The 21,683-nt window shown below is 29.6% G+C and carries 25 protein-coding genes; 10 read left to right on the forward strand and 15 right to left on the reverse strand.

Translation table 11 applies throughout. From position 1 onward, the window contains the following. Positions 1 to 33: 33 nt before the first annotated feature. Together ABXT45_RS03625 and ABXT45_RS03630 are read left to right on the forward strand one after the other, a co-directional pair. On the forward strand, positions 34 to 774 hold the full coding sequence (locus ABXT45_RS03625) for an amino acid ABC transporter permease (RefSeq protein WP_415314407.1): 741 nt from the start codon (positions 34 to 36) through the stop codon (positions 772 to 774). Then, positions 774 to 1,031, forward strand: a complete 258-nt coding sequence (locus ABXT45_RS03630; protein WP_415314408.1) for a GNAT family N-acetyltransferase — start codon at positions 774 to 776, stop codon at positions 1,029 to 1,031. Before ABXT45_RS03625 ends, ABXT45_RS03630 begins: the two co-directional genes overlap by 1 nt. 79 nt (positions 1,032 to 1,110) lie before the next feature. On the opposite strand, the gene ABXT45_RS03635 is transcribed toward ABXT45_RS03630, so the two are convergent. From ABXT45_RS03635 to gatC, 12 genes are all read right to left on the reverse strand, one after another. Beyond that, positions 1,111 to 1,266, reverse strand: a complete 156-nt coding sequence (locus ABXT45_RS03635; RefSeq protein WP_415285707.1) for a hypothetical protein — start codon at positions 1,264 to 1,266, stop codon at positions 1,111 to 1,113. A gap of 210 nt (positions 1,267 to 1,476) precedes the next feature. Then, a complete protein-coding gene (locus ABXT45_RS03640; protein WP_415314409.1) occupies positions 1,477 to 2,469 on the reverse strand; it encodes a hypothetical protein in 993 nt (330 codons plus the stop codon). A gap of 3 nt (positions 2,470 to 2,472) precedes the next feature. Continuing rightward, complete coding sequence (locus tag ABXT45_RS03645) at positions 2,473 to 3,426, reverse strand: hypothetical protein (protein ID WP_415314410.1); 954 nt, start codon at positions 3,424 to 3,426, stop codon at positions 2,473 to 2,475. Further along, a complete protein-coding gene (locus ABXT45_RS03650) occupies positions 3,417 to 3,899 on the reverse strand; it encodes a hypothetical protein (RefSeq protein ID WP_415314411.1) in 483 nt (160 codons plus the stop codon). The genes ABXT45_RS03645 and ABXT45_RS03650 overlap by 10 nt, the downstream gene beginning before the upstream one ends. Before the next feature lie 158 nt (positions 3,900 to 4,057). Continuing rightward, on the reverse strand, positions 4,058 to 4,543 hold the full coding sequence (locus ABXT45_RS03655; RefSeq protein WP_415314412.1) for a thermonuclease family protein: 486 nt from the start codon (positions 4,541 to 4,543) through the stop codon (positions 4,058 to 4,060). After that, positions 4,506 to 5,420, reverse strand: coding sequence for an MATE family efflux transporter (locus ABXT45_RS03660; RefSeq protein ID WP_415314413.1), 915 nt, complete (start codon positions 5,418 to 5,420; stop codon positions 4,506 to 4,508). Before ABXT45_RS03660 ends, ABXT45_RS03655 begins: the two co-directional genes overlap by 38 nt. Then, positions 5,389 to 5,877, reverse strand: coding sequence for an MATE family efflux transporter (locus ABXT45_RS03665; protein WP_415314414.1), 489 nt, complete (start codon positions 5,875 to 5,877; stop codon positions 5,389 to 5,391). Before ABXT45_RS03665 ends, ABXT45_RS03660 begins: the two co-directional genes overlap by 32 nt. Before the next feature lie 9 nt (positions 5,878 to 5,886). Beyond that, complete coding sequence (locus ABXT45_RS03670; protein WP_415314415.1) at positions 5,887 to 6,792, reverse strand: rhodanese-related sulfurtransferase; 906 nt, start codon at positions 6,790 to 6,792, stop codon at positions 5,887 to 5,889. Next, complete coding sequence (locus ABXT45_RS03675) at positions 6,792 to 7,442, reverse strand: O-methyltransferase (RefSeq protein ID WP_415314416.1); 651 nt, start codon at positions 7,440 to 7,442, stop codon at positions 6,792 to 6,794. Before ABXT45_RS03675 ends, ABXT45_RS03670 begins: the two co-directional genes overlap by 1 nt. 4 nt (positions 7,443 to 7,446) lie before the next feature. Next, positions 7,447 to 8,922 carry an Asp-tRNA(Asn)/Glu-tRNA(Gln) amidotransferase subunit GatB gene (gene gatB / locus ABXT45_RS03680; RefSeq protein ID WP_415314417.1) on the reverse strand — a complete coding sequence of 492 codons (1,476 nt, stop codon included), beginning with the start codon at positions 8,920 to 8,922 and terminating at the stop codon, positions 7,447 to 7,449. Next, complete coding sequence (gatA, locus tag ABXT45_RS03685; protein WP_415314418.1) at positions 8,923 to 10,380, reverse strand: Asp-tRNA(Asn)/Glu-tRNA(Gln) amidotransferase subunit GatA; 1,458 nt, start codon at positions 10,378 to 10,380, stop codon at positions 8,923 to 8,925. It lies immediately after the preceding gene. Continuing rightward, a complete protein-coding gene (gene gatC, locus ABXT45_RS03690) occupies positions 10,380 to 10,667 on the reverse strand; it encodes an Asp-tRNA(Asn)/Glu-tRNA(Gln) amidotransferase subunit GatC (RefSeq protein WP_415289690.1) in 288 nt (95 codons plus the stop codon). Before gatC ends, gatA begins: the two co-directional genes overlap by 1 nt. Before the next feature lie 51 nt (positions 10,668 to 10,718). On the opposite strand from gatC, the gene ruvX reads away from it, so the two are divergent. Genes ruvX through ABXT45_RS03725 form a run of 7 tightly spaced genes read left to right on the forward strand, consistent with a single transcriptional unit; the run spans position 10,719 to position 17,358 of the window. After that, on the forward strand, positions 10,719 to 11,174 hold the full coding sequence (gene ruvX / locus ABXT45_RS03695) for a Holliday junction resolvase RuvX (RefSeq protein WP_415314419.1): 456 nt from the start codon (positions 10,719 to 10,721) through the stop codon (positions 11,172 to 11,174). 42 nt (positions 11,175 to 11,216) lie between these two features. Further along, positions 11,217 to 12,158 (forward strand): aspartate carbamoyltransferase catalytic subunit, encoded by a 942-nt coding sequence (locus tag ABXT45_RS03700; protein ID WP_415314420.1) that lies wholly within the window; start codon positions 11,217 to 11,219, stop codon positions 12,156 to 12,158. Beyond that, positions 12,159 to 13,445 carry a dihydroorotase gene (gene pyrC / locus ABXT45_RS03705; protein WP_415314421.1) on the forward strand — a complete coding sequence of 429 codons (1,287 nt, stop codon included), beginning with the start codon at positions 12,159 to 12,161 and terminating at the stop codon, positions 13,443 to 13,445. Positions 13,446 to 13,447: 2 nt separating this feature from the next. Next, positions 13,448 to 14,023: a glycerol-3-phosphate 1-O-acyltransferase PlsY gene (gene plsY, locus ABXT45_RS03710; protein ID WP_415314422.1), complete on the forward strand. Its 576-nt coding sequence runs from the start codon at positions 13,448 to 13,450 to the stop codon at positions 14,021 to 14,023. Positions 14,024 to 14,060: 37 nt separating this feature from the next. Further along, entirely contained in the window at positions 14,061 to 16,736 is a 2,676-nt protein-coding gene (gene topA, locus ABXT45_RS03715) for a type I DNA topoisomerase (RefSeq protein ID WP_415314423.1), read from the forward strand. Next, positions 16,723 to 16,869, forward strand: a complete 147-nt coding sequence (locus ABXT45_RS03720) for a hypothetical protein (protein WP_415314424.1) — start codon at positions 16,723 to 16,725, stop codon at positions 16,867 to 16,869. The genes topA and ABXT45_RS03720 overlap by 14 nt, the downstream gene beginning before the upstream one ends. Positions 16,870 to 16,896: 27 nt before the next feature. Beyond that, positions 16,897 to 17,358, forward strand: a complete 462-nt coding sequence (locus tag ABXT45_RS03725; RefSeq protein WP_415314425.1) for a RidA family protein — start codon at positions 16,897 to 16,899, stop codon at positions 17,356 to 17,358. Here the strand turns inward: ABXT45_RS03725 and ABXT45_RS03730 are convergent. Both ABXT45_RS03730 and ABXT45_RS03735 read right to left on the reverse strand, forming a co-directional pair. After that, on the reverse strand, positions 17,355 to 18,653 hold the full coding sequence (locus ABXT45_RS03730; RefSeq protein WP_415314426.1) for a UDP-glucose dehydrogenase family protein: 1,299 nt from the start codon (positions 18,651 to 18,653) through the stop codon (positions 17,355 to 17,357). The genes ABXT45_RS03725 and ABXT45_RS03730 overlap by 4 nt on opposite strands. Then, the gene (locus ABXT45_RS03735; protein ID WP_415314427.1) at positions 18,650 to 19,465 is read right to left on the reverse strand and encodes a sugar phosphate nucleotidyltransferase; all 816 of its coding nucleotides are present in this window, start codon (positions 19,463 to 19,465) and stop codon (positions 18,650 to 18,652) included. Before ABXT45_RS03735 ends, ABXT45_RS03730 begins: the two co-directional genes overlap by 4 nt. Before the next feature lie 4 nt (positions 19,466 to 19,469). On the opposite strand from ABXT45_RS03735, the gene panC reads away from it, so the two are divergent. Next, a complete protein-coding gene (gene panC / locus ABXT45_RS03740; protein ID WP_415314428.1) occupies positions 19,470 to 20,312 on the forward strand; it encodes a pantoate--beta-alanine ligase in 843 nt (280 codons plus the stop codon). On the opposite strand, the gene mgtE is transcribed toward panC, so the two are convergent. Next, positions 20,309 to 21,682, reverse strand: coding sequence for a magnesium transporter (gene mgtE, locus ABXT45_RS03745; RefSeq protein ID WP_415314429.1), 1,374 nt, complete (start codon positions 21,680 to 21,682; stop codon positions 20,309 to 20,311). The two genes, panC and mgtE, sit on opposite strands and share 4 nt — an antisense overlap. Position 21,683 lies beyond the last annotated feature (1 nt).

The following is a 21,683-nucleotide window of genomic DNA, read 5'->3' on the forward strand; positions in this document are numbered from 1 at the left end:
GATATTAATCTCTAATTCATTATAACTTTAAGAGTGAAAAATTTACTTTTTTTACTTTTAATTTTACCCCTTAACTCTTGTAGTGGTCAAGAGTTGGGGTGGTTTATTATATCACCTAATAATGTTGAGGGATTAACTAACCTAAAATTTTTACTAAGTGGTTTAACAACAACTATTTATATCTCAGTAATATCTATAATTATTTCTGCATTTTTAGGTTTTATTGTTGCAATACCCTCTTTAGCTAAAAATAAACTTTTAACATACATAAATATTGGATATGTAGAAATTGTAAGAGCAATACCTCTGCTTGTTTTAATTTTATGGATTTATTACGGTCTACCTATCATGACTGGATTAAGCTTCAGTCCATTTGTATCTGGAATAATTGCGCTAGCAATAAGTGAGAGTGCTTTTCAAGCAGAAATTTTTAGAGCAGGTATAAACTCAATTAAAAAATCACAGTGGGAAGCAGGTTCGTCACTAGGGTTAACTTTTTATAAAAGATTAAGATTAGTAATCCTTCCACAAGCAATAAAAAACATCTTACCTGCATTAGGTAACCAGTTTGTATATGTCTTAAAGATGTCTTCATTAGTATCAATTATAGGTATTGGTGACTTAACAAGAAAAGCTAATGAATTAGTTGTGTCAACTTATAGACCGTTAGAAATTTATACATTTTTAATTTTAGAGTATTTAATTTTAATATTAATTGTTTCATTTTTTGTAAGAAAATTAGAAAAAAAACTTGAACAAGATGGCAATAATTAATGAGTAATTTAGATAATACAAATTATGATGTTGATCTAAGTGATGGTGTTATTACATTTAAAAATATTAATACTACACTTGGTTTTGTTAGATATAATGAGACAGCCGAAGTTGAATACATCTTTGTTAATCCCATGTTTAGACGTCAAGGACTTGCTAAAAAACTATTAAGTATTGTTGAGGAAAAAACTAAAATCAAACCTACACCTCAGGACCCAATCAGTCCTCTAGGTGAAAAACTTTTTAAGATTAACTAAATAGAGGTTAGTTAAGATTCTGAGATACTAGGTAACAACATTCTTTATCTTGAGCTTAGTTAATAATATCGATTAACGTTTAAATTATTTTTGAAAGCTTATCTTTCATGGTTAATTTAAGTTTTTTTAGTGTTCTTAAATCATACCAAGTTTTTTGGCCTCTTTTTGATTTTCTTTCTTTTTCAGCAATATTGACTTGTTTTTTCAGATCTTTATGTATTTCTTTAATTTTCATGATTTAATAAATTTCTTCTTTCATATAAATCAAAATTAATTAACAAGAATTAAAACAGTAAACTTTATCCGTGACAGAGTGTAAGTAGGTAATCTAGGGCACCGGGTAACAGAACGCCCCTTCATACTCACCTACTTCTCTTTATATATAATGATGATTATTCCTTAAGTAGACCTTTGGCACACTTGTGGCACAATTTATAAATTAATCCTAATTTAAGTTTTCTTTTATGAATTTAACACTTTTAAGTAGCATTTTATTATCTATATGATGTCCTAATTTTTTTGGGCTTTCAAATTTAACATTATCTACAACTTGATTTATATATTTTTGAGAATTTTTCCACATCACAGTATTAACTTCTAAAGAAACAGGACTTGATGCAAAAGGTAGCCCATCTACAAAAAGTTTTTTTACTATTCCAAACTCTTTATCTGTTAAATCTTCAGCACCTTTCCTAAATGGATTTGATTTATCTTTTGTTCCTTGCCAGTAAAATTGAGGTGTATTTTTGTATTCTTCTAGATTAAATTTTTTTCCAGTAATTTTTACAAAATCATACGTTCCAATAGGGTATATAGTTTCAATTCCATTAATTTTATCAGCTGGAACAGGTAGCAAACCTCCTATTCCTCCACCAACTGCAACTGATACTCTGTCTGGATTTAAAAAAGTAAATCTTGCTGCAAATAGAGAGGATGATGAAAAACCAGTAAAAATAACCTTTTCATTTATACTTTGATTATTTTCTTTCAACAATCTTTCTCTTGCATCGTCAATCATGGCAATTAACTGCAAATCAATTCTTTTGTATTTATCATTATTTATTTTTATAGTGTCGCTATCTAATTGTGGAAAATAATAATGCCATTTTAAATTGGGTAGATCTTTTTCAATTTCTTTAGTAGCGAATGGAAAAACAGGCATTAATAAAGGGAAATTTAATTTTTTTGCAATATCAGAACCCAAAACCCAACCTAGAGACTTTTTAGCTTTACTAGTCATATCTTTTATTGATTTACCGTTACCAGTGTTATTTGACTCAACAATTAAATTTTTTGCATCTGAAGTTTTTTTTGAAGTTTTTAACAAATAAGGAAAATTAAAACCTTTTTCTGGATTAGCTTTAACCACTATTGTTTTAGAATTAACATTACTGCTCAGTAACAAGCAAAGAACCACGATCCCTAAAAGTTTTTTCATTATTTAATTGCCTTGATAAAAAGATTTTGCTATTTGATCGTTAAAAATTTTCATTTTTCCTGATTGTTGATCCCAGTAAGAAAATTTACAGCCTGAACCACCAGATCTATAATTCCACTTGCCGTTTTTTAAATCTTTAGCTTGCTGTTCTCTAGCTTTAACTAATTTTGGATGATTGTATTTCCCCCATTCATTTTGACATATAAGTTTAAAAGGGTCGTATGGATTTTCGGATGTAGGTGTTAAATAAACTGAATCTTCCCCTTTGGGACATCCTTCAATATCATGAGCATAAGCTTTACCAAAAAACATTTGTTTTGAAGGCGTGTCTTGAGATCCAGACCAGTGAGCATTTTTACCCATGCCTTTCACACAATTAAATCCACCGCCTTTAGCATGATGCATTTCATGAACTGCTGTACGGATCATATTGTCTATTTTTTTATTGTATTTGCTTTTTAAAAACATTGTAGCCATACCAACTCCCCCTTCACCACCATCTCGACTTTTTACATCAGCAAAGGTAAAATAAATCTTTTTTGGATTGTTAAATCCATTAGCCCACAACCAGCCACTATAATTTTCATTGATATGTTTGTGAAGCTCTTTACGTTTTCTGTCTAATCGAATGAAAGAAACATCAAGTTTACCATCTTCCCTATAATCATATTTATATTTTTTAGCACCAGAGGAGCCTTTTGTTTTTTTACTAAAACTTTCATGAAGTTTATTCATTTTATCTGCATATTCTTCAATTTTTCCATTAATGTCTAATTCACGATCTTTATCACTTGCTGTAAGCATATAAATAAAATGAATTTGATAATTATCCGTTACATCGGGCTGATCTTCAAAAAATCTTCCTGGCTTTTCATCAGTAAGACTAATGTTACACCACAACAAACCCAGAACCACGATCCCTAAAATCTTTTTTATCTTAAAGTGCTCTATTCCCATGAATCAACAACCATCTTTGTTATGTTTGTGTAAATTTTACCAGCTAGTGGTTGGCAACCTTCAGAATAACCTCTTGATTCAATTGAGGCTATTGTTTCATTTGTTTGTAAATCAACCAGATCTCCATAGATATAATCGAAATTAAAGCCTCCTCCAAAACATCTGTGTGCAAATGAAGTGGGTGCTGCAGCTTCAATTCTTAAAAAGTATCGAGTAGTTGCCTCATTGTATTTTATCAATTTTTTTCCAGATACCTCAATTGCCTCATTGGTACTTGCTGCTCTTAAAACTTTAAAACCTGATTGTTTTAATCTTCTTTCAACTTCTCTCATCCAGGGGCCACCATTAGTTACGTTAACCGCAATAACTTTTGGATCTGATATTTTGTTATCAACTTCTAGCGTTTGCTTACCAACTGCAACACAGCCAGTTAATAATAATCCTAGGACTAAAATCTTAAGAATCTTTTTCATGAACCAATAAGCTAGCACACATTTATACGTCGCGATAGCGTCGCAATTTCAATTGAAATTCTGCTAGTTTCTAGATTAAGTTGCATCAACTTTATTGCAAAATAAGGATTATAAAAGCACGGTCCGGGGCACCGGGTAACAGAACTACCCTTCTAACTTTAATTTTTCTTAGATTTTCTATAATCCCAAGGGTAGTCAAACTCCATAGACCACATGCCTATTTTATTGATTCTTGCATAATCTTCATCACTTACAAACTTTTTTGAATATCTTCTGTACGCAAATGCATAGCCACTTTTAACTAAATAGCTTGATAGGCTTTCATTATTAACAAAACATTCTGCTAGTGTTCTTTTGTATTGATCTTTTCCTTCACTAATACATTCAACATTATTATTTCCAATTTTATCAATAAGAATTTGCTTTGCTGTAACACCACAAAAAACTTTAATACCTTCTTTAAGACAACTTTGTTTCAATTCAGGTGTATCTATTCCAGTAAATCTAATTTTTTCTCCGTTAAGATGAATTGTATCTCCATCAACAATTTTGATTGTTTGAGATTTAACCTGATTAATAGTTAAAATAAATATTAGTGCTGAGCCACTAATAAGTAAAATGGCTTTTCTTTTGTTTAAAAACATTATTTAAAAAGTATCCAATAAAGATGATTACTGCAATACCCATAAACCAATTGGTTGCCATGATGGTGTAAAAAATATCTGCATAATCTCCACCTCTTATATTAATTACATACCACAATGATAAGAAAGGGAATGCGGTTAATCTTAGAACGCTTAAGTAAAGACTGTAAACTGGCTTTTTAAGTGCCTGAAAAACTGCCGTTGTAATAAAGAACACAGGATAAATAGGAGCTATTAATGCAGCAATTTTTAAATATATAGCCCCATGATAAATGGCTTCTGCATTATCTGTAAATTGAGATACAAAAAATTCTGCTCCAAAAAATAAAACTACACCTGCTACAGCCATGAATGAAGATCCAAAAAATAATGCCTTAGTATAAAGCTCTCTAATACGGTTATAATTTTTAGCACCAAAATTTTGTCCACCAATAGAAAGTACTGCTGTATTTAAACCAATTACTGGAAGTAAGAAAACTTGCTCAACTCTTAAAGCTGCACCATAACCCGCTGTTGCAAGATCACCGAATTGCCCAATAAAATATAAAATATTAAAAATACCTACACCAATAAACAACATACTAATCATTATTGGCATTGCTTGAGAGAACAATTCTTTAAGAAGAATAAATTTAGGAATAAAGCATTTAATAGATAAATATTTTCTTAATTTACACGAGTTAATTTTGTAAGCTAAATAAATTGTACCAATAGATTGAGCGATAACAGTTGCTATAGCAAGGCCACCTATACCGTAAGCTGGAACAATTCCGTATCCCCAGATAAATAATGGATTTAAAAAAATATTTAAAAAGAAACTAAAGATAAGAACATTTCTATAACTCTTAGTGTCTCCCTGTGCATTCAGAAGCTCCATTTAAAGAGATTTGGATCATAACTATAAAGGTTCCGTAAAAAATTATATCTAAATATTCTCTGGTCAAAGCAATACCAGCAGCATCAGATCCCATAACACCCAAGAGAAAATTAGAAGCATTTAATCCAAATAAAGTAACAACAACTGAAGTGACCAATGCAAAAATTACTGATTGAGCAATAAATAGTGATGCTTTATTAATTTTCTTAGCACCTAATAAATTACCAATACAAGAATTCGTTGCAGCACCAATACCAACACCAACAGCAATGATGACAAAATAAATTGGAAATGATTTAGCGATTGCACTTATAGCTTCTGCAGAAATTCTACCCGCAAACCATGTATCAACCAAATTATAGAATGTTTGAAACAAAGAACCGACACTAGCTGGAATAGTTACTTTTTTAAGTAGTGACCAAATTGGATCTTTGGTTAAATTTATGGTTTTAGACAATTGTTTTTCCTATTTAAATTCTTTTTGAAATATATGCTTTGAACCGCTCTTTTTAGCAAGGTTTATTTGCTTTTGTCTCATTCGAAATCTCTCTTTTTGAGTTTGAGTTAAATTATCATGACAGTTTACACATGAAACACCCTCCTCATATTTTTTAGACTTCTTATCTTTTAGTGAAACAGGTTTTCTACATCCACTGCATATTGAGTATGTGCCAGTTACCAATCCATGTTTAACACTGATTCTGTTATCAAAAACAAAGCATTCCCCATCCCATAGACTTTCTTTTTTCTTAACATTTTTTAAGTAATTTAAAATTCCACCTTTTAATTGATAAACATTTTTAAAGCCTTTTTTTTCTAAAAATACTGAAGCTTTCTCACATCTTATTCCACCAGTACAAAACATTGCAATTAGCTTTGTTTTTTTTAGTTTATTTAAGTATTTTGGAAATTCTCTAAAATTATCAACATCAGGATTAACAGATCTTTTAAAAGTTCCAACATTATACTCAAATGGTTTTCTTGAATCTAAAACTAATGTTTCTTTATCACCAATCAACTTATTCCATTTATTAGGATCTATATGATTATCTTTTTTATTTTTTGATGATAAAGAAAGACCCATTGGAACTACTTCTTTTTTAATCTTAACTTTCGGTTTATGAAACGGTTGAAATTTACTTTTTGAAGTATTTTCACTATCAAACTTTTTAAAATCTAATATCTTTTTAATCTTTGTGATAGTTGACTTTAGATCGCTAGCTTTCCCAGAGATTGTTGCATTTACTCCTTCACTAGCTATAATTATTGTTCCTCGGATATTTTTTTTGATTAAAAAATCCTGTAGTAAAATCTTATTTTTTTTTAAAGAGGTAAGTTTTTTAAATTTGTAAAAACCAAATACACCAAACATTATAACAATCTACAAACAGTCATTCCATCGCCTAATGGTACAATGATTTGTTCCACTCTTTTATCGTTTGCAACATAAGTATTAAAATCTCTGATATTTATTGTATATTTATCTAAATTACCTTCATCAGCAACTTCACCATGCCATAAAACATTGTCTACAATAATCAATCCACCTTTAACTAATAACTTCAGTGATCTTTCGTAATATTCCTTATAGTTCATTTTATCAGCATCAATAAAAACCATATCAAATTTATCATTCTTTAACCTTTCCAAACTATCTAATGCAGGTTTAACAATTGTTTGAATTTTATTATCCTGATTAGCTTTTTTAAAAAAACTTACTGCTATCTTGTTAGTCTCTTCGTCTTTATCTAGCGCTGTAAGTTTGCCATCCTCTGGTAATGCCAGAGCAATTGAAAGCGCACTTAACCCAGTAAAAGTTCCAATCTCAAGTACAGTTTTGATATTAGAAGTTTTTATAATTAAATGAAGAAAATGACATTGAGATATTGCTACTTGCATTCTCTTAACATCACCAAGTGTATTGTTATGATCAATTATTTCTTGCTGAATGGGATTTAACTTTAAACTAAAATTATTTATATATTTTTCAAGTTTTTCAGTAATTTCAAGGTTCTTACCCATGATATTAAAGTTTCTTCTTTAATATCTCATTTATTAATTGAGGGTTAGCTTTACCACTTGAAGCTTTCATTGCTTGTCCTACAAAGAAACCAAACAGTTTTTCTTTACCATTCTTATATTCAATAGCTTTTTCCCTGTTATCATTGATAATCTTATCAATTAAAGCTTCTAATGCTTTAGGGTCACTTTCTTGTTTTAAACCTTTTTCTTCAACAATTACTTGTGGATCTATGTCTCCATCCATCATTAATTCAAATATTGTTTTAGCTATTTTTCCAGAAATTGTTCCATTCTTAATTAGATTAATTAACTTTGCCAAATTTTTTGCACTTATTGGACTTTGTGTAATTTCTAAATTTTTATTATTTAAAACAGCAAACAATTCACCTGTAATCCAGTTAACAGCTAATTTCATATCTCGGTTTTTGCCCATTTTAGCGACAACTTCTTCAAAATATTTTGCTGTATCAATGTCAGATACTAATATTGTAGCCTCGTAAGCAGAGACTTTAAATTCATCAATAAATCTTTTTTTCTTATCGTCTGGTAATTCTGGGATATCTGCTTTTAATTGTTCAATAAATTCATCAGTTACTTCTAATGGTAATAAATCTGGATCTGGAAAATATCGATAATCATGAGCATCTTCTTTAGATCTCATTGATCTTGTTTCATTTTTTTTAGTATCAAATAATCTTGTTTCTTGATCGATTGTTTTACCCTCTTCGATTAAATCAACTTGTCTATTAGCTTCATAATCAATAGCCATTTGCATAAATTTGATTGAATTAACATTTTTAATCTCACAACGAGTTCCAAGTTTATCAGAACCTTTAATTCTAACAGAAATATTAACGTCAGCTCTTAAAGAACCTTCCTGCATGTTTCCATCACACGTACCAAGATATCTCATAATAGATCTTAATTTTTTAACATAAGCACTAACTTCATCTGGAGTTCTCATGTCTGGTTTACTAACAATTTCCATTAAAGCTACACCAGATCTATTTAAATCAACCAATGTATTTTGTGGATCCATATCGTGAATACTTTTTCCAGCATCTTGTTCTAGGTGTAATCTTTCTATACCAACTTCTTTTTGGCCATGAGCCATATCAAGTACAACTGTACCCTCTCCTACTATTGGATATTTAAACTGTGAAATTTGATAACCCTGTGGAAGGTCTGCGTAAAAATAATTTTTTCTATCAAAAACTGATCTTTTGTTAATTTGAGCTCTTAAACCTATACCTGTTTTAATTGCTTGTTTTACACAGTACTCATTAATAACTGGAAGCATTCCTGGAAATGCAGCATCAACTAAACTTACTTGCGTATTAGGTTCAGCACCAAAAGTGGTTGATGAAGATGAAAATAATTTTGAATTTGATGTAACTTGCGCATGAACTTCAAGACCGATTACCACTTCGTAAACATTATCATATCTTTCGATTAAATATTCTGAATTATCTTTAGTCATCTATTTAATCCACCAATCAGTAATTTTATTTTTAAACTTGATTTTCTCTTCCATGGCATAAGCAATATTTAAAATATTTTGTTCATCAAAAGCTTTTCCAATAATTTGTAATCCTAAAGGGTAACCCATAGGATCCACACCTGCTGGAATAGAAATTGCAGGTAATCCAGCTAAGTTAACTGGAACTGTGAATATATCATTTAAATACATTGAAACTGGGTCATTAGTTTTTTCCCCAATTTTAAAAGCAGCACTTGGTGTTGATGGGGTTAAAATTGCATCAACTTTCTTGTAAGCTTCATCAAAATCATTTTTAATTAATTTTCTAACTTTTTGTGCCTTTAGATAATAAGCATCATAATAACCAGAGGATAAAACATATGTTCCTATCATTATTCTTCTTTGAACTTCGTTACCAAAACCTTCAGATCTTGTTTTTTCATACATATCAATAAGGTTTTCACCTTTATATCTAAAACCATACTTAACGCCATCATATCTAGCTAAGTTTGAAGAAGCTTCAGCTGGGGCTACTATATAATAAGCAGGTAAAGCATAATTTGTATGAGGCAATGAAATATCAACAATTTCAGCACCACAATCTTTTGCATACTCAATTCCCTTAGTCCATAAATCTTCTATCTCTTTTGGCATTCCATCAACTCTATATTCTTTTGGAATACCAATTTTCTTACCTTTGATATTGTTTGTTAATTCTTTGCTGTACTCATTTCTTTTGAAATCAATTGATGTTGAATCTTTTTCATCATAAGTGCTAATTATTTCTTGAAGTAACGCACAATCTTTTACATCTTTAGACATTGGCCCTGCTTGATCTAATGAAGAAGCAAAAGCAACAATTCCATATCTTGAACAGCTTCCATAGGTTGGCTTTAATCCAACAGTACCTGTAAATGAAGCAGGCTGTCTAATAGAGCCACCAGTATCAGTTCCAATTGTAATAGGCGTTAAATTAGCTGCTAGAGCTGATGCAGAGCCTCCTGAAGAGCCTCCTGGAACTAAACCTTTATCTATTGGACTTTGTACATTTCCAAAAAAACTAGTTTCATTAGATGAGCCCATTGCAAATTCATCACAATTTAACTTACCAAGTAATATTGCACCTTCATTCCAAATATTTTGAGTAACAGTAGACTCGTACGGTGGAATGAAATTATTTAAAATTTTACTACCTGCTGTAGTTTTTACATCTTTTGTACAAAATAAATCTTTAACTGCCATTGGAACACCAGGAAGCTTTAAATCAAAATTAGGTTTTTGATCAAAACTTTTAGCTTTCTCAAGTGCATTAGAAAAATCTTCTGTTATGTAAGTATTTAAATCTCTAGACTTTTCTCCTCTATCAATAAAAGCTTTAGTAGTTTCTTCTGAAGAAATTTTTTTATCTTTAATATTTTTAACTAATTCAGTTAAAGTGAGTGAGGTAATATCTGACATTATTCAACAACCCTTGGTACAACAAAAAAATCTTCATTTTCTTCTGGTGAGTTTTTTAATATTTGATCTCTTATATTTTCACTTTTAACCTCATCAGCTCTCAATTTTAATGTGGTTTCTGCAACTGAGGTTAAAGGCTCAACATTGTCAGTATTAAGTTCATTCAATTTTTCAATGAAATCAAATATAGAGTTAAGATCACCAGCTAATTTATTAGCTTTTGCATCATCAACTGAGATTCTTGATAATTTAGATATATGCTTTATTGTTTTAAGATCAATTGTCATGTGGTAATTAAATATGTCGGCAAACTATCACTTAAGTATAAAATATACAATATGATCACAATTGAAGATTTTAAAATAAAACACTCAAATAAGGTAAGATTTATTGGTTTAGATTTAGGATCTAAAAGAATTGGTGTCTCAATTTGTGATGAAAGACAATCTGTAGCAACGCCTTTTAAAACTATAAATAAAACCAATACAAACGAACTAATTGATCAACTTAAGATAATAATTAAAGATAATAATATTGGTGGAATAATTGTAGGGAACCCAGTTAATATGGATGGTAGTCTAGGAAGATCTGCTCAATCAGTTAATGACGTTGCATCAAATATATCAAAATCTATAGACCTACCTGTGATATTGTGGGATGAGAGACTTTCAACAGTTGGCGCATTTAATCTATCAAGTTTATTAGACGTTAATGTTTCAAAAAGAGTTAAAACAATTGATCAAAACGCTGCAGCCTTTATTTTACAAGGAGCAATAGACTTTTTAAATAATTAATACTTGCCATAGTGATGGTTAATAGTTATAGAGTTAATTTTAATGGCAACCAAAATAAATAAAGCTATTAAGATTTCTCAAAAACACCTCCTAGGTATTCAGGATCTATCAATTAGTGATGTTAATCTCATTTTAGAAGAAGCTAAAAGCTTCATTAAATTAAATCAAAGTAAAAATAAAAGATTAAATGTATTAAATGGTAAAACTCAAATTAATTTGTTTTTTGAACCCTCCACTAGAACACAAAGTTCATTTGAATTAGCTGGAAAAAGATTAGGTGCAGATGTTATGTCAATGAACATGGCTAACTCTGCGGTTAAGAAAGGTGAAACACTAATAGATACCGCAATGACTTTAAATGCAATGCATCCAGATATTATTGTAATTAGACACCAGGATTCGGGTGCATGTAATCTTTTATCTCAAAAAGTAAATTGTGCAGTGCTTAATGCTGGTGATGGAAGCCGTGAACACCCTACTCAAGCTTTATTAGATGCTTTAACAATTATAAATCGTAAAAAGAAAATTGAAGGTTTAAGAGTTGCGATTTGTGGTGACATAACTCATTCACGTGTTGCAAGATCAAATATTTATCTTCTAAATATGTTGGGTGCAGAAATTAATATTATTGCACCATCAAACTTAATGCCAAAAGAAATAGAAAAGTTTGGAGTTAATACATTTACAGATATGAAAAAAGGTCTGAAAGATTGTGATATTGTAATGATGCTAAGGCTACAAAATGAAAGGATGACTAGTTCTTTCTTGTCTTCTAATAGAGAATACTATGAATATTATGGACTAACTCCAGATAAGCTTGCTCATGCAAAAGATGATGCTTTGATTATGCATCCAGGTCCAATGAATAGAGGGATTGAAATTGATACAAAATTGGCAGATGACATTAACAGAAGCGTGATCAAGGAACAGGTTGAACTAGGTGTTGCAGTTAGAATGGCTTGTTTAAAAATATTTTGTGAATAAATGAAAAAACAATACTTTATAAATGCAAATATAATTGACCCTCATAACTCTATCAATGAGAAGGGTGGATTAATTATTGGTGAAGATGGTTTAATTGAAGCTATTGGTAAAAAAGTAAATTCTAACAACATTCCATCAAGAGAAAAGGTAATAGACTTAAATGGCAAATATATATTTCCAGGTCTTGTTGATATGCGCGTCTTTGCAGGTGAACCTGGTTATGAATATAAAGAAAATTTTAGAACACTAAGTAATGCAGCACTTGCAGGAGGTGTTACTTCGGTTGTTACTATGCCTAATACAGATCCAATTATAGATAACGTTTCAATAGTAGATTTTTTAAAAAGACGTGGAAGAGACAAATCTAAAATTAATGTTTTTCCAAGTGCCGCTCTTACAAAAAATATTGAAGGAACTACTATGACTGAATTTGGTCTACTTCAAAGTAGAGGAATAATTGGATTTACTGATGGAGTTAAAACAATTCAAAATACTAGACTGATGTCTCGTATAATGAACTCAGCTAAAGATTTAGGCACTCTAATCATGCAGCATGCTGAAGATTATGATTTATCTAAAAATGGAATGATTAATTCTGGAATTATTGCAACCAAACTTGGGTTATCTGGAATACCTGCTGTTGCTGAAAGAATAATTATTGAAAGAGATTTAACATTGCTTGAAAATATTAAATGTAGATATCACATATCACAAATTTCAGCTGCAAAATCAGTTGAAATTATTGAGGAAAGAAAAAATAAAGTTAAGTTTACGACAGGTGTCTCCATAAATAACCTTTCATTAAATGAAAATGATATAGGAGATTTCAGAACTTTCTTAAAATTATCACCCCCATTAAGAACTGAAGAAGATAGAATTGCTCTAGTGCAAGGATTAAAAGATGAAACGATAGATGTTATTGTATCTGATCACAAACCGGAAGATGAAGAACAAAAAAGATTAACGTTTGCACAAGCATCTACAGGAGCTTCTGGAATAGAAACGCTTTTATCACTAAGTCTAGAGTTATATCACAATGGTTCTGTTAAATTAGAAACTATAATTAAAGCCTTAACATCAAACCCTGCAAAAATTTTAAAAATTGATAAGGGTAATCTTTCAGTGGGTAATGAAGCAGATTTTTGCATTGTAGATATTGATAAGCCATGGGTTGTTAAAAAAGATAAACTTATCTCTAAATCAAAAAACACTTCCATTGAAGACAAAAAACTACAAGGTAAAGTCACTAATACATTTGTAAAAGGTGAAGAATTATTTAAGTTATAATAATGGAATATTTAATAGTTGCATTAAGTTCATATTTATTAGGATCAATACCTTTTGGTTTTATACTTACAAAAATATTTCTAAAAAAAGATATTAGAGATATTGGCTCAGGAAACATTGGAGCCACAAATGCTCTTAGAACAGGTAATAAGACGTTAGGCTATGGAACTTTATTGCTGGATATAACAAAAGCTGTATTGCCTGTTTTATATGTAAAATTTAATTATCCTGATTATATCTTTATTGCATCACTAAGTGCATTCTTAGGTCACGTTTTCCCTATATGGCTCAAGTTTAAAGGGGGTAAGGGTGTTGCAACATATGTTGGAATATTATTTTCAATAAACATAATTTTGGGTTTAGTGTTTATTGTTAGTTGGGCTGTTACATTTCTTATTTCAAAATATTCATCACTTTCATCACTTGTTAGTAGTTTAATGGTTCCAATTTATTTAATAATTTTTGAAAATTATAATTCAATTTTTTTTATAATAATGTTTGTACTTATATTCTACACACATAGAGAAAACGTCAAACGATTGAAAAACAAAGAAGAAACCAAGACTAAAATTTATTGATTTGACTATCTAAGTCTTTTAAGTAATTTGTTTAGTAATGAAACTTGTAGTCGTAGAAAGTCCAGCTAAAGCAAAAACTATCAATAAATATCTAGGTGATGATTATATTGTATTAGCAAGTTATGGTCATATTAGAGACCTTCCTTCGAAAAATGGTTCTGTTGATCCAGAAAATAATTTTAAAATGGAATGGGAAGTAGATAATTTTTCTAAAAAATATCTTAAAGAAATTACAGATGCAGCTAAAATTTCTTCAAAAATTATACTAGCAACTGACCCTGACCGTGAAGGTGAAGCAATTGCTTGGCATGTTAAAGAATATTTAAATGAAAAAAAATTAATTAAAGGCAAACACGTAGAAAGAGTTGTTTTTAACGAAATTACAAAAAAAGCAGTCATTCATGGAATTGAAAACCCACGACAAATAGAGCCACTACTTGTTGATGCTTATATGGCTAGAAGAGCCTTAGACTATTTAGTTGGCTTTAACATCTCACCAATTTTATGGACAAAACTGCCTGGCTCTAAATCTGCAGGACGTGTTCAGTCAGTTGCTTTAAAATTAATTACAGAACGAGAACACGAAATAGAGCTTTTTGATCCTGAGGAGTTTTGGACTTTAAGTGTTCAATTCAACGATAATGCTAAAAATTCTATATTAGCAAGTATCACTCAATTGAATGATAAAAAAATTGAAAAATTTTCTTTTAAAAATAAAGCTGAAATTGGTAAAGCAATTGAAGAAGTTAAGTCTAAGAAATTCAATATAAATGACATCTCAAGCAAAGTTGTTAACAGAAACCCTTCGGGCCCTTTTACTACCTCTACATTACAGCAAGTTTCTTCTGGTAGACTGGGATTTGGAGCGTCACGAACAATGCAGATAGCTCAAAAACTTTATCAAGGTATAGAAATAGACGGTGAAACTATTGGTCTTATCACGTACATGCGAACAGATGGCACCAATTTATCTACAGACGCTATAGACACTTTCAGGAAATATATAAAAAATGAGTTTGGAGATGAATATGTCCCAGATAATGCAGCAAGTTATTCTGGTAAAAAGGCTAAAAATGCTCAAGAAGCACATGAAGCAATTAGGCCTACAGATATTATGCGTGCACCAGATACTGTTAAAAAATATCTAAGTCCAGATCAGCATAAATTATATAATTTAATTTGGAATAGAGCCCTATCCTCTCAAATGAAACCTGCTCAATTTGATAGAAATACTATTACGATAACTTCAGATGATAATGGAACAGTCTGTAAGGCTAGTGGATCTGTTATTAAATTTGATGGGTTCTTGAAGGTTATGAAAGACACCAAAAAAGATGGTGATGAAGATATACTTCCTGAAACGAACAAAGGTCCAGTTAATATAGAGGCTCTATTAGATGAACAACATTTTACACAACCACCACCAAGATACTCAGAAGCAAGTTTAGTTAAAAAATTAGAAGAGCTAGGTATTGGAAGACCTTCAACTTATGCAAGTATAATATCTGTTATATCTACTAGAGGGTATGCAGAAGCAATTAATAAAAGATTTCACCCAACAGATCGAGGTAAATTAATTTCTGCTTTTCTTGAAAAACTTTTTTCCAAATATGTTGACTATAACTTTACTGCAAGTTTAGAAAACCAACTTGATGATATTACTACTGGTAAGGAAGGATGGATAAAAGTTCTAGAGTTATTTTGGAAAGATTTTAATCAAAATGTATCTGATGTTAAAGAGAAAAGAACTAGGGAAGTTTTAGATCTATTAAACGACAGTTTAGGTAGTTTAATTTTTGAAAGAGATAAAGATGGAAATATTAATAGACAATGCAAATTATGTGACAATGGATCATTAAGTTTAAAAAACAGTTTTAGAGGTGGTGCTTTTATAGGTTGTTCAAATTATCCAGATTGTAAATTTACTAGACCTCTTTCTAAAGCTAAAGCAGCTGCTCAATCTCAACTAGCTGATCCAAAGTTTATAGGAAAACATGAAAATGGCAAAGACCTGTACCTTAAAAATGGAAGATTTGGCCCCTACCTACAATATGAAATGATTGAGGAAATAAAGGAAGAAGTTGTAGTTGAAACAAAAAAGAAAAAGAAAACAAAAAAAAAGAAGGTAGAAAAAGAAGATAATAATTTAAGAAATGTTTCTATACCTAAAGGAATTACATTAGAAAGCGTGAATCTTGATAGGGCTAAATTTTTGTGCTCATTACCAAAAAGTTTAGGTATTAACCCTGAAAATCAAAAAGATATAATATTAAATTCAGGGAGATTTGGTCCATATTTAAAATGTGAAAATAAATCAGCAAGAATTGAAAATGTTGATGAAATCTTCTCTATTGGTCTTAATAGAGCAATCACTTTAATAGCAGAGGCAAAGCCAGGTAGAATGTCCGCATCAATTATAAAGGATCTAGGAGAGCATCCTGAAGACAAAAAACCTGTTAGGGTGATGAGGGGTCAATATGGACCTTATATCAAGTATAAGTCTCTTAATGCAACAATACCAGAGGAAAAAGACCCCTTAGAACTTAATATGGAAGAAGCTTTAATATTAATTGAGAAAAGAAAGGAATACGATAAAAAAAAGAAAACTAAAAAAAAAAGAAAAAAAAAAAATGAAAAAAATAACTTATATTCTGACAATATTACTATTATCAATAATTCCACTTTATTCTGCAGAAAAAATGGACTGTTCTGATTTAAAAAAATTTTCTAAAACCTTTGTAACTTGTAAGTCAAATAATATAAAAATTAGAATAGCAGATACAGTTTATAAAAATGCTAACGATATAAAAAATTATCAAAAAAAAGCCTGGTCTAAAAAAAACTAGATCAAAAAACTAAAAAAAGGATTAAGCATGACTTTTGAAAATAAAATAATAGAATTAAACTTAGAACTGCCTGAGGCAAGAGATCCTGTTGGATCATATGTTGCATCAAAGCAAATTGGTAAAATGCTATTTATCTCAGGACAAATTTCTATCGCAGCAAATGGAGAATTAATCAAAGGTAAAGTTGGTAAAGATTTAAAAACTGAAGATGGATATGAAGCAGCTAAACGTTGTGGCTTAAACATAATATCTCAAGTTAAAAAAGCTTGTGATAACGATCTTTCAAAGGTTAAATCTTGTGTGAAACTGACAGGATTTGTTAATTCAACAGAAGACTTTATAGAACAACCTAAAGTAATAAATGGTGCTTCAGATTTAATAGTTTCAGTTTTTGGAGACTCTGGAATGCACACAAGAGCTGCTGTTAGTACAAACAGTTTGCCACTTGGTGTATCAGTCGAAGTTGATGCTATTTTTGAATTAAATTAATTTCCAATACTAAAATATTTAATTTTCTGATCTTTCATTTTATTAACTGAGTAAATATTTCTCATATCAAAAATTGAGAATTTTTTGTTTTTCACATCTTTTTTGAAGTTAATAGTTTTAAAATCATTCCACTCTGTGTGAATAATAATTAAATCCGATTTTTTAATTGCGTCTTTAATGTTGTTTGAAAAAACAACATTCTTAAATTTTTTAAAATGTGGCTTTTCTCCAGTCGGATCAAAATAATTTATTTTTGCACCTTTTTTTGATAATGCAGGAATCATAGACAAACTTGATGAATCTCTCATATCATCTGTATTTGCCTTAAATGTTACTCCTAAGAAACAAATATTTTTATTTTTAATTTTATTTTTTAAGATATCAAAAACTCTTTTTAGCATTAATGATGATCTGTTTTCATTTGATTCAATAACACTTTTAATAACTGTTAAATTAGTTTTGAATTTATTTGCAGTAGCTGTAATGGCCTTAGTATCTTTTGGAAAACAAGACCCACCATAGGCAGGACCTGCTCTTAAAAAACGGCTACCAATTCGATTATCAAGACCCATACCAATAGAAATATCCTCAACATTAACATTAATTTTTTCACATAAATTAGCTATTTCATTAATGAACGTAATCTTTGTTGCTAAAAAAGCATTTGAAGCATATTTTATTAACTCTGCAGCTCTTCTAGGGGTATTAACGTACTTTCCACCTTTTGATATAAGTGGTGAATAAAGATTTTTTAAAATCATATTAGATTTTTTATTATTAGTACCTACGACTATTCTGTCAGGATAGGTAAAATCTCTTATAGCATCACCTTCTCTTAGAAATTCAGGATTTGAAACAACTGAAAAAAGTTTTTTTGATACTTTTTTTGAAATAATTTTTTCTATTTCATCACCTGTTGTTACAGGAACGGTAGATTTAGTTATAATAATTTTAAATTTTTTAATTACTTTACTGATTTCTTTTGCAACGTTGTATACCTGACTTAAATCAGCATCATTTCCATTTTTTTTAGTGGGTGTGCCAACACAAATGAAAATAATGTCTGATTTTAAAATTGAATCTTTTAAATTTGTAGAGAACTTTAATCGTTTATTTTTATAATTTTTAATAACCAGTTCGTCCAATCCAGGTTCATATATGGGGATAATACCATTTTTTAATTTTTCAATTTTACTTAAATCTTTATCAACACAGATAACGTCATTTCCTAAATCAGAAAAACAAACACCACTTACTAAACCAACATACCCAGTTCCTATCATGCAAAGTTTCATTGTTTAGAAATCTCCAACGTTGATTTAATGTAACCCTTCATTGTTCCGCAATCTAAGTATTTGCCTGAAAAATTGTGACCAATGAATTGATGATCATCCTCTAATAAAGCTTGAATAGCATCAGTGATATGAAATTCTCCACTTTTTCCTGGTTTTAATGATCTTAATTTAGAAAAAATTATTTTGGGTAATATATATCTACCAATTACAGCATTATTAGAAGGTGAAGTTTTTATAGAAGGTTTTTCAACAACATTATTTATAATAAAATTATTTTTATCAATTTTTTTTTTAATGTTATAGATTCCCCATCTAGATACATCACTTTTATTAACCTTCATACTTGCCATAACTGATGTTTTAAATTTTTTATGAACCAGAATCATAGACTTAGTGCAGTTTTTTTTAATTATCAAATCATCAGGTAGTAACATTAAAAAATATTTATCTGTGATAAATTTCTTGGTCTTATAAACAGCGTCACCAGTTCCCAATGGTTTATCTTGAAAAACAAATTTAATCATTTTTTTGTATTTAAGAATTTTTTTATATTCTTTGATAATTTTTGGATCACCTTTTTTTTTTATTATATCTTTATAAAATTTATCATTATAGAAATATTTCTTTATCATCATTTTTTTTTTGGAAATAATAAATATAACTTCCTTAATACCTGCTTCGATACATTCGTCGAGAATATATTCAAGGCCTGGTTTTCCATTGATAGGTAGAAGCTCTTTTGCAAAAATACTAGTTAGTGGTAGCAGTCTAGTCCCAAGACCAGCTAAAGGAATTATAGCTTGTTTAATCATATAAATGTTTTACTTATTAATATTCTTATTACAAATGAAATTAATAAAATTAAAAACTGATTTAATTAAGGCAATTGAGTATGACAAAAAATTAGGTTTTGTGCCAACAATGGGAAGTTTACATGATGGTCACAAAGCATTAATCAAAAAATCAAAAAAAAACTGTAAAAAAACATTAGTAAGTATTTTTGTTAATCCAACTCAATTTAATAATAAAAAAGATTACAAAATATATCCAAAAAATTTAAAGAAAGATTTAAATTACCTTAAAAAACTTAATGTTGATTACGTGTACTTACCAACCATTAAACAAATTTATTGGAAGAAAAATGATGAAATTAAGCTAAATAAATCACAAAATATATTGTGTGCAAAATTTAGAAAAGGACATTTTGAAGGTGTACTCGATGTTTTGAATCGTTTTGTTGAGTTAATTTCCCCACAAAAAATCTTTATGGGAGAAAAAGATTTTCAACAATTTTTCTTAGTAAAAAACTACATTGAAAACAAGTATGATACTAAGGTTTACGTATGTAAAACAATTAGGGATAAAAACAAGTTAGCTTTATCTTCAAGAAACTCTTTATTAAATAAGAAAAGTTTTATTGAAACAGGAATAATTACAAAAAAATTACTAAAATTAAAAAATAAAATCAACAAAAATAGAAAAAAATATAAAAAATTAATATTTGATTTAAAGAAAGAACTATCTAAAAATTTTGATATTAAAATTGAATATCTAGAATGCAGAAACACACAAAATCTAAGTACTAGCATTTTGAAGAAACCTTTTAAACTTTTTGTGGCTTACTATATCAATAATGTAAGATTAATTGATAATTTTTAGAGAAAATAAGCACTAACACCAAGAAATGAAACAAAACCAATAACATCAGTAATGGTTGTTACAAATACACTTGATGCAATAGCGGGATCAATGTCCATTTTTTTTAAAGTAATAGGTACTAAAATTCCAAATAACCCTGCAACAATCATTGTAACTATCATTGACATGGAAATTATTAGAGAAAGCAAAGAGTCTTGAAACCAAACTTGAACTACTAACGCACTTATTACTGCAAATATAATACCATTTAAAATACCAATATTAAATTCCTTTAAGATATTTTGTGAAAAGTTATTTTTTGTTAGGTCATTTGTTGCTAAAGTTCTTACTGTAACAGCTAAAGTTTGCATGCCAGCATTACCCCCCATAGAAGCAACAATTGGCATTAGAAATGCAAGGACAACCATTTGTTCGATTGTTGCACCAAATAGACTAATCACCCATGTTGCAAGAAATGCAGTAAATAGATTTAATAAAAGCCAGTTAAACCTTCTTCTGGTTTTCTTAAAAACACCGTCAGTAATTTCTTCATCACCTACCCCAGCTAATCTTAAAGCATCTTCCTCAGCTTCTTCTTTTAAAACTGTTAAGACATCATCATACATGATCATACCAACTAACTTGTTTGATTTATCAACAACTGCCGCTGAATTTAAGTTATAGTTTTCAAATACGTTACCAACTTCCTCTTTGTCCATATCTACAGGAATAAGTAGCTGAGATTCTGACATAATAGAAAGCATTTTAGTTTCTCTCGAAGTGGTTAAAACTTTCGATGATGGAACAGTTCCAATTGGCTTAAAACCCTCATCTATAATGAAAATTTCTAAAAATTCTTCAGGTAAATCTTTATTTTCTCTTAAATAATCAATTGTTTGACCAACAGACCAATTACTAGGAACAGCCGTAAACTCACGTTGCATTATTCTAGCTGCTGTGTCTTCAGGGTAACTTAAGCTTTCTAATAAAGCAAATCTATCTTTAGGAGGTAAAGAACTTAATATTGTATTCTTATCTTTTTCGTCAACATTTTCTAAAATTGTTATCGCATCGTCAGATTCAAGATTTTTTAATAGTCTAACAATAGTATCGGGTGATAGATAAGCTATGATTTCAGACTGTACTGACTCGTTTAATTCAATAAAAACTTCTGGATCTATATTGAAATTATTAAGTTTTATTAAGCTTTCTCTATCATTTTGACCAAGGTGTTCAATTATATCAGCTGCATCAGCTGGGTGCATTTCATTAAAAGAATTCGTAATAAATTGAGCATCATTGTTGGTTATCTTGGAAGTAACAACTTTTATGTACTCTTTATTAAACTCAAAATTAACTTTTTTATCTTTTATTTTTTTTATTAAGGACATA

The organism is Candidatus Pelagibacter sp. Uisw_106 (assembly GCF_047724975.1).
Classification (GTDB): Bacteria; Pseudomonadota; Alphaproteobacteria; order Pelagibacterales; family Pelagibacteraceae; genus Pelagibacter.

Excerpts from the sequence above, each read along its gene's own strand:
- gatA (WP_415314418.1), bottom strand. The coding sequence starts at position 10,380 with ATGTCAGATATTACCTCACTCACTTTAACTGAATTAGTTAAAAATATT.
- ABXT45_RS03645 (WP_415314410.1), bottom strand. The coding sequence starts at position 3,426 with ATGGGAATAGAGCACTTTAAGATAAAAAAGATTTTAGGGATCGTGGTT.
- ABXT45_RS03730 (WP_415314426.1), bottom strand. The coding sequence starts at position 18,653 with ATGAAACTTTGCATGATAGGAACTGGGTATGTTGGTTTAGTAAGTGGT.
- plsY (WP_415314422.1), top strand. The coding sequence starts at position 13,448 with ATGGAATATTTAATAGTTGCATTAAGTTCATATTTATTAGGATCAATA.
- ABXT45_RS03725 (WP_415314425.1), top strand. The coding sequence starts at position 16,897 with ATGACTTTTGAAAATAAAATAATAGAATTAAACTTAGAACTGCCTGAG.
- ABXT45_RS03670 (WP_415314415.1), bottom strand. The coding sequence starts at position 6,792 with ATGTTTGGTGTATTTGGTTTTTACAAATTTAAAAAACTTACCTCTTTA.
- ABXT45_RS03675 (WP_415314416.1), bottom strand. The coding sequence starts at position 7,442 with ATGGGTAAGAACCTTGAAATTACTGAAAAACTTGAAAAATATATAAAT.
- panC (WP_415314428.1), top strand. The coding sequence starts at position 19,470 with ATGTTTTACTTATTAATATTCTTATTACAAATGAAATTAATAAAATTA.
- pyrC (WP_415314421.1), top strand. The coding sequence starts at position 12,159 with ATGAAAAAACAATACTTTATAAATGCAAATATAATTGACCCTCATAAC.
- ruvX (WP_415314419.1), top strand. The coding sequence starts at position 10,719 with ATGATCACAATTGAAGATTTTAAAATAAAACACTCAAATAAGGTAAGA.
- ABXT45_RS03650 (WP_415314411.1), bottom strand. The coding sequence starts at position 3,899 with ATGAAAAAGATTCTTAAGATTTTAGTCCTAGGATTATTATTAACTGGC.
- ABXT45_RS03630 (WP_415314408.1), top strand. The coding sequence starts at position 774 with ATGAGTAATTTAGATAATACAAATTATGATGTTGATCTAAGTGATGGT.
- ABXT45_RS03700 (WP_415314420.1), top strand. The coding sequence starts at position 11,217 with ATGGCAACCAAAATAAATAAAGCTATTAAGATTTCTCAAAAACACCTC.
- gatC (WP_415289690.1), bottom strand. The coding sequence starts at position 10,667 with ATGACAATTGATCTTAAAACAATAAAGCATATATCTAAATTATCAAGA.
- gatB (WP_415314417.1), bottom strand. The coding sequence starts at position 8,922 with ATGACTAAAGATAATTCAGAATATTTAATCGAAAGATATGATAATGTT.
- topA (WP_415314423.1), top strand. The coding sequence starts at position 14,061 with ATGAAACTTGTAGTCGTAGAAAGTCCAGCTAAAGCAAAAACTATCAAT.
- ABXT45_RS03640 (WP_415314409.1), bottom strand. The coding sequence starts at position 2,469 with ATGAAAAAACTTTTAGGGATCGTGGTTCTTTGCTTGTTACTGAGCAGT.
- ABXT45_RS03720 (WP_415314424.1), top strand. The coding sequence starts at position 16,723 with ATGGACTGTTCTGATTTAAAAAAATTTTCTAAAACCTTTGTAACTTGT.
- ABXT45_RS03735 (WP_415314427.1), bottom strand. The coding sequence starts at position 19,465 with ATGATTAAACAAGCTATAATTCCTTTAGCTGGTCTTGGGACTAGACTG.
- ABXT45_RS03635 (WP_415285707.1), bottom strand. The coding sequence starts at position 1,266 with ATGAAAATTAAAGAAATACATAAAGATCTGAAAAAACAAGTCAATATT.
- ABXT45_RS03655 (WP_415314412.1), bottom strand. The coding sequence starts at position 4,543 with ATGTTTTTAAACAAAAGAAAAGCCATTTTACTTATTAGTGGCTCAGCA.
- ABXT45_RS03660 (WP_415314413.1), bottom strand. The coding sequence starts at position 5,420 with ATGGAGCTTCTGAATGCACAGGGAGACACTAAGAGTTATAGAAATGTT.
- mgtE (WP_415314429.1), bottom strand. The coding sequence starts at position 21,682 with ATGTCCTTAATAAAAAAAATAAAAGATAAAAAAGTTAATTTTGAGTTT.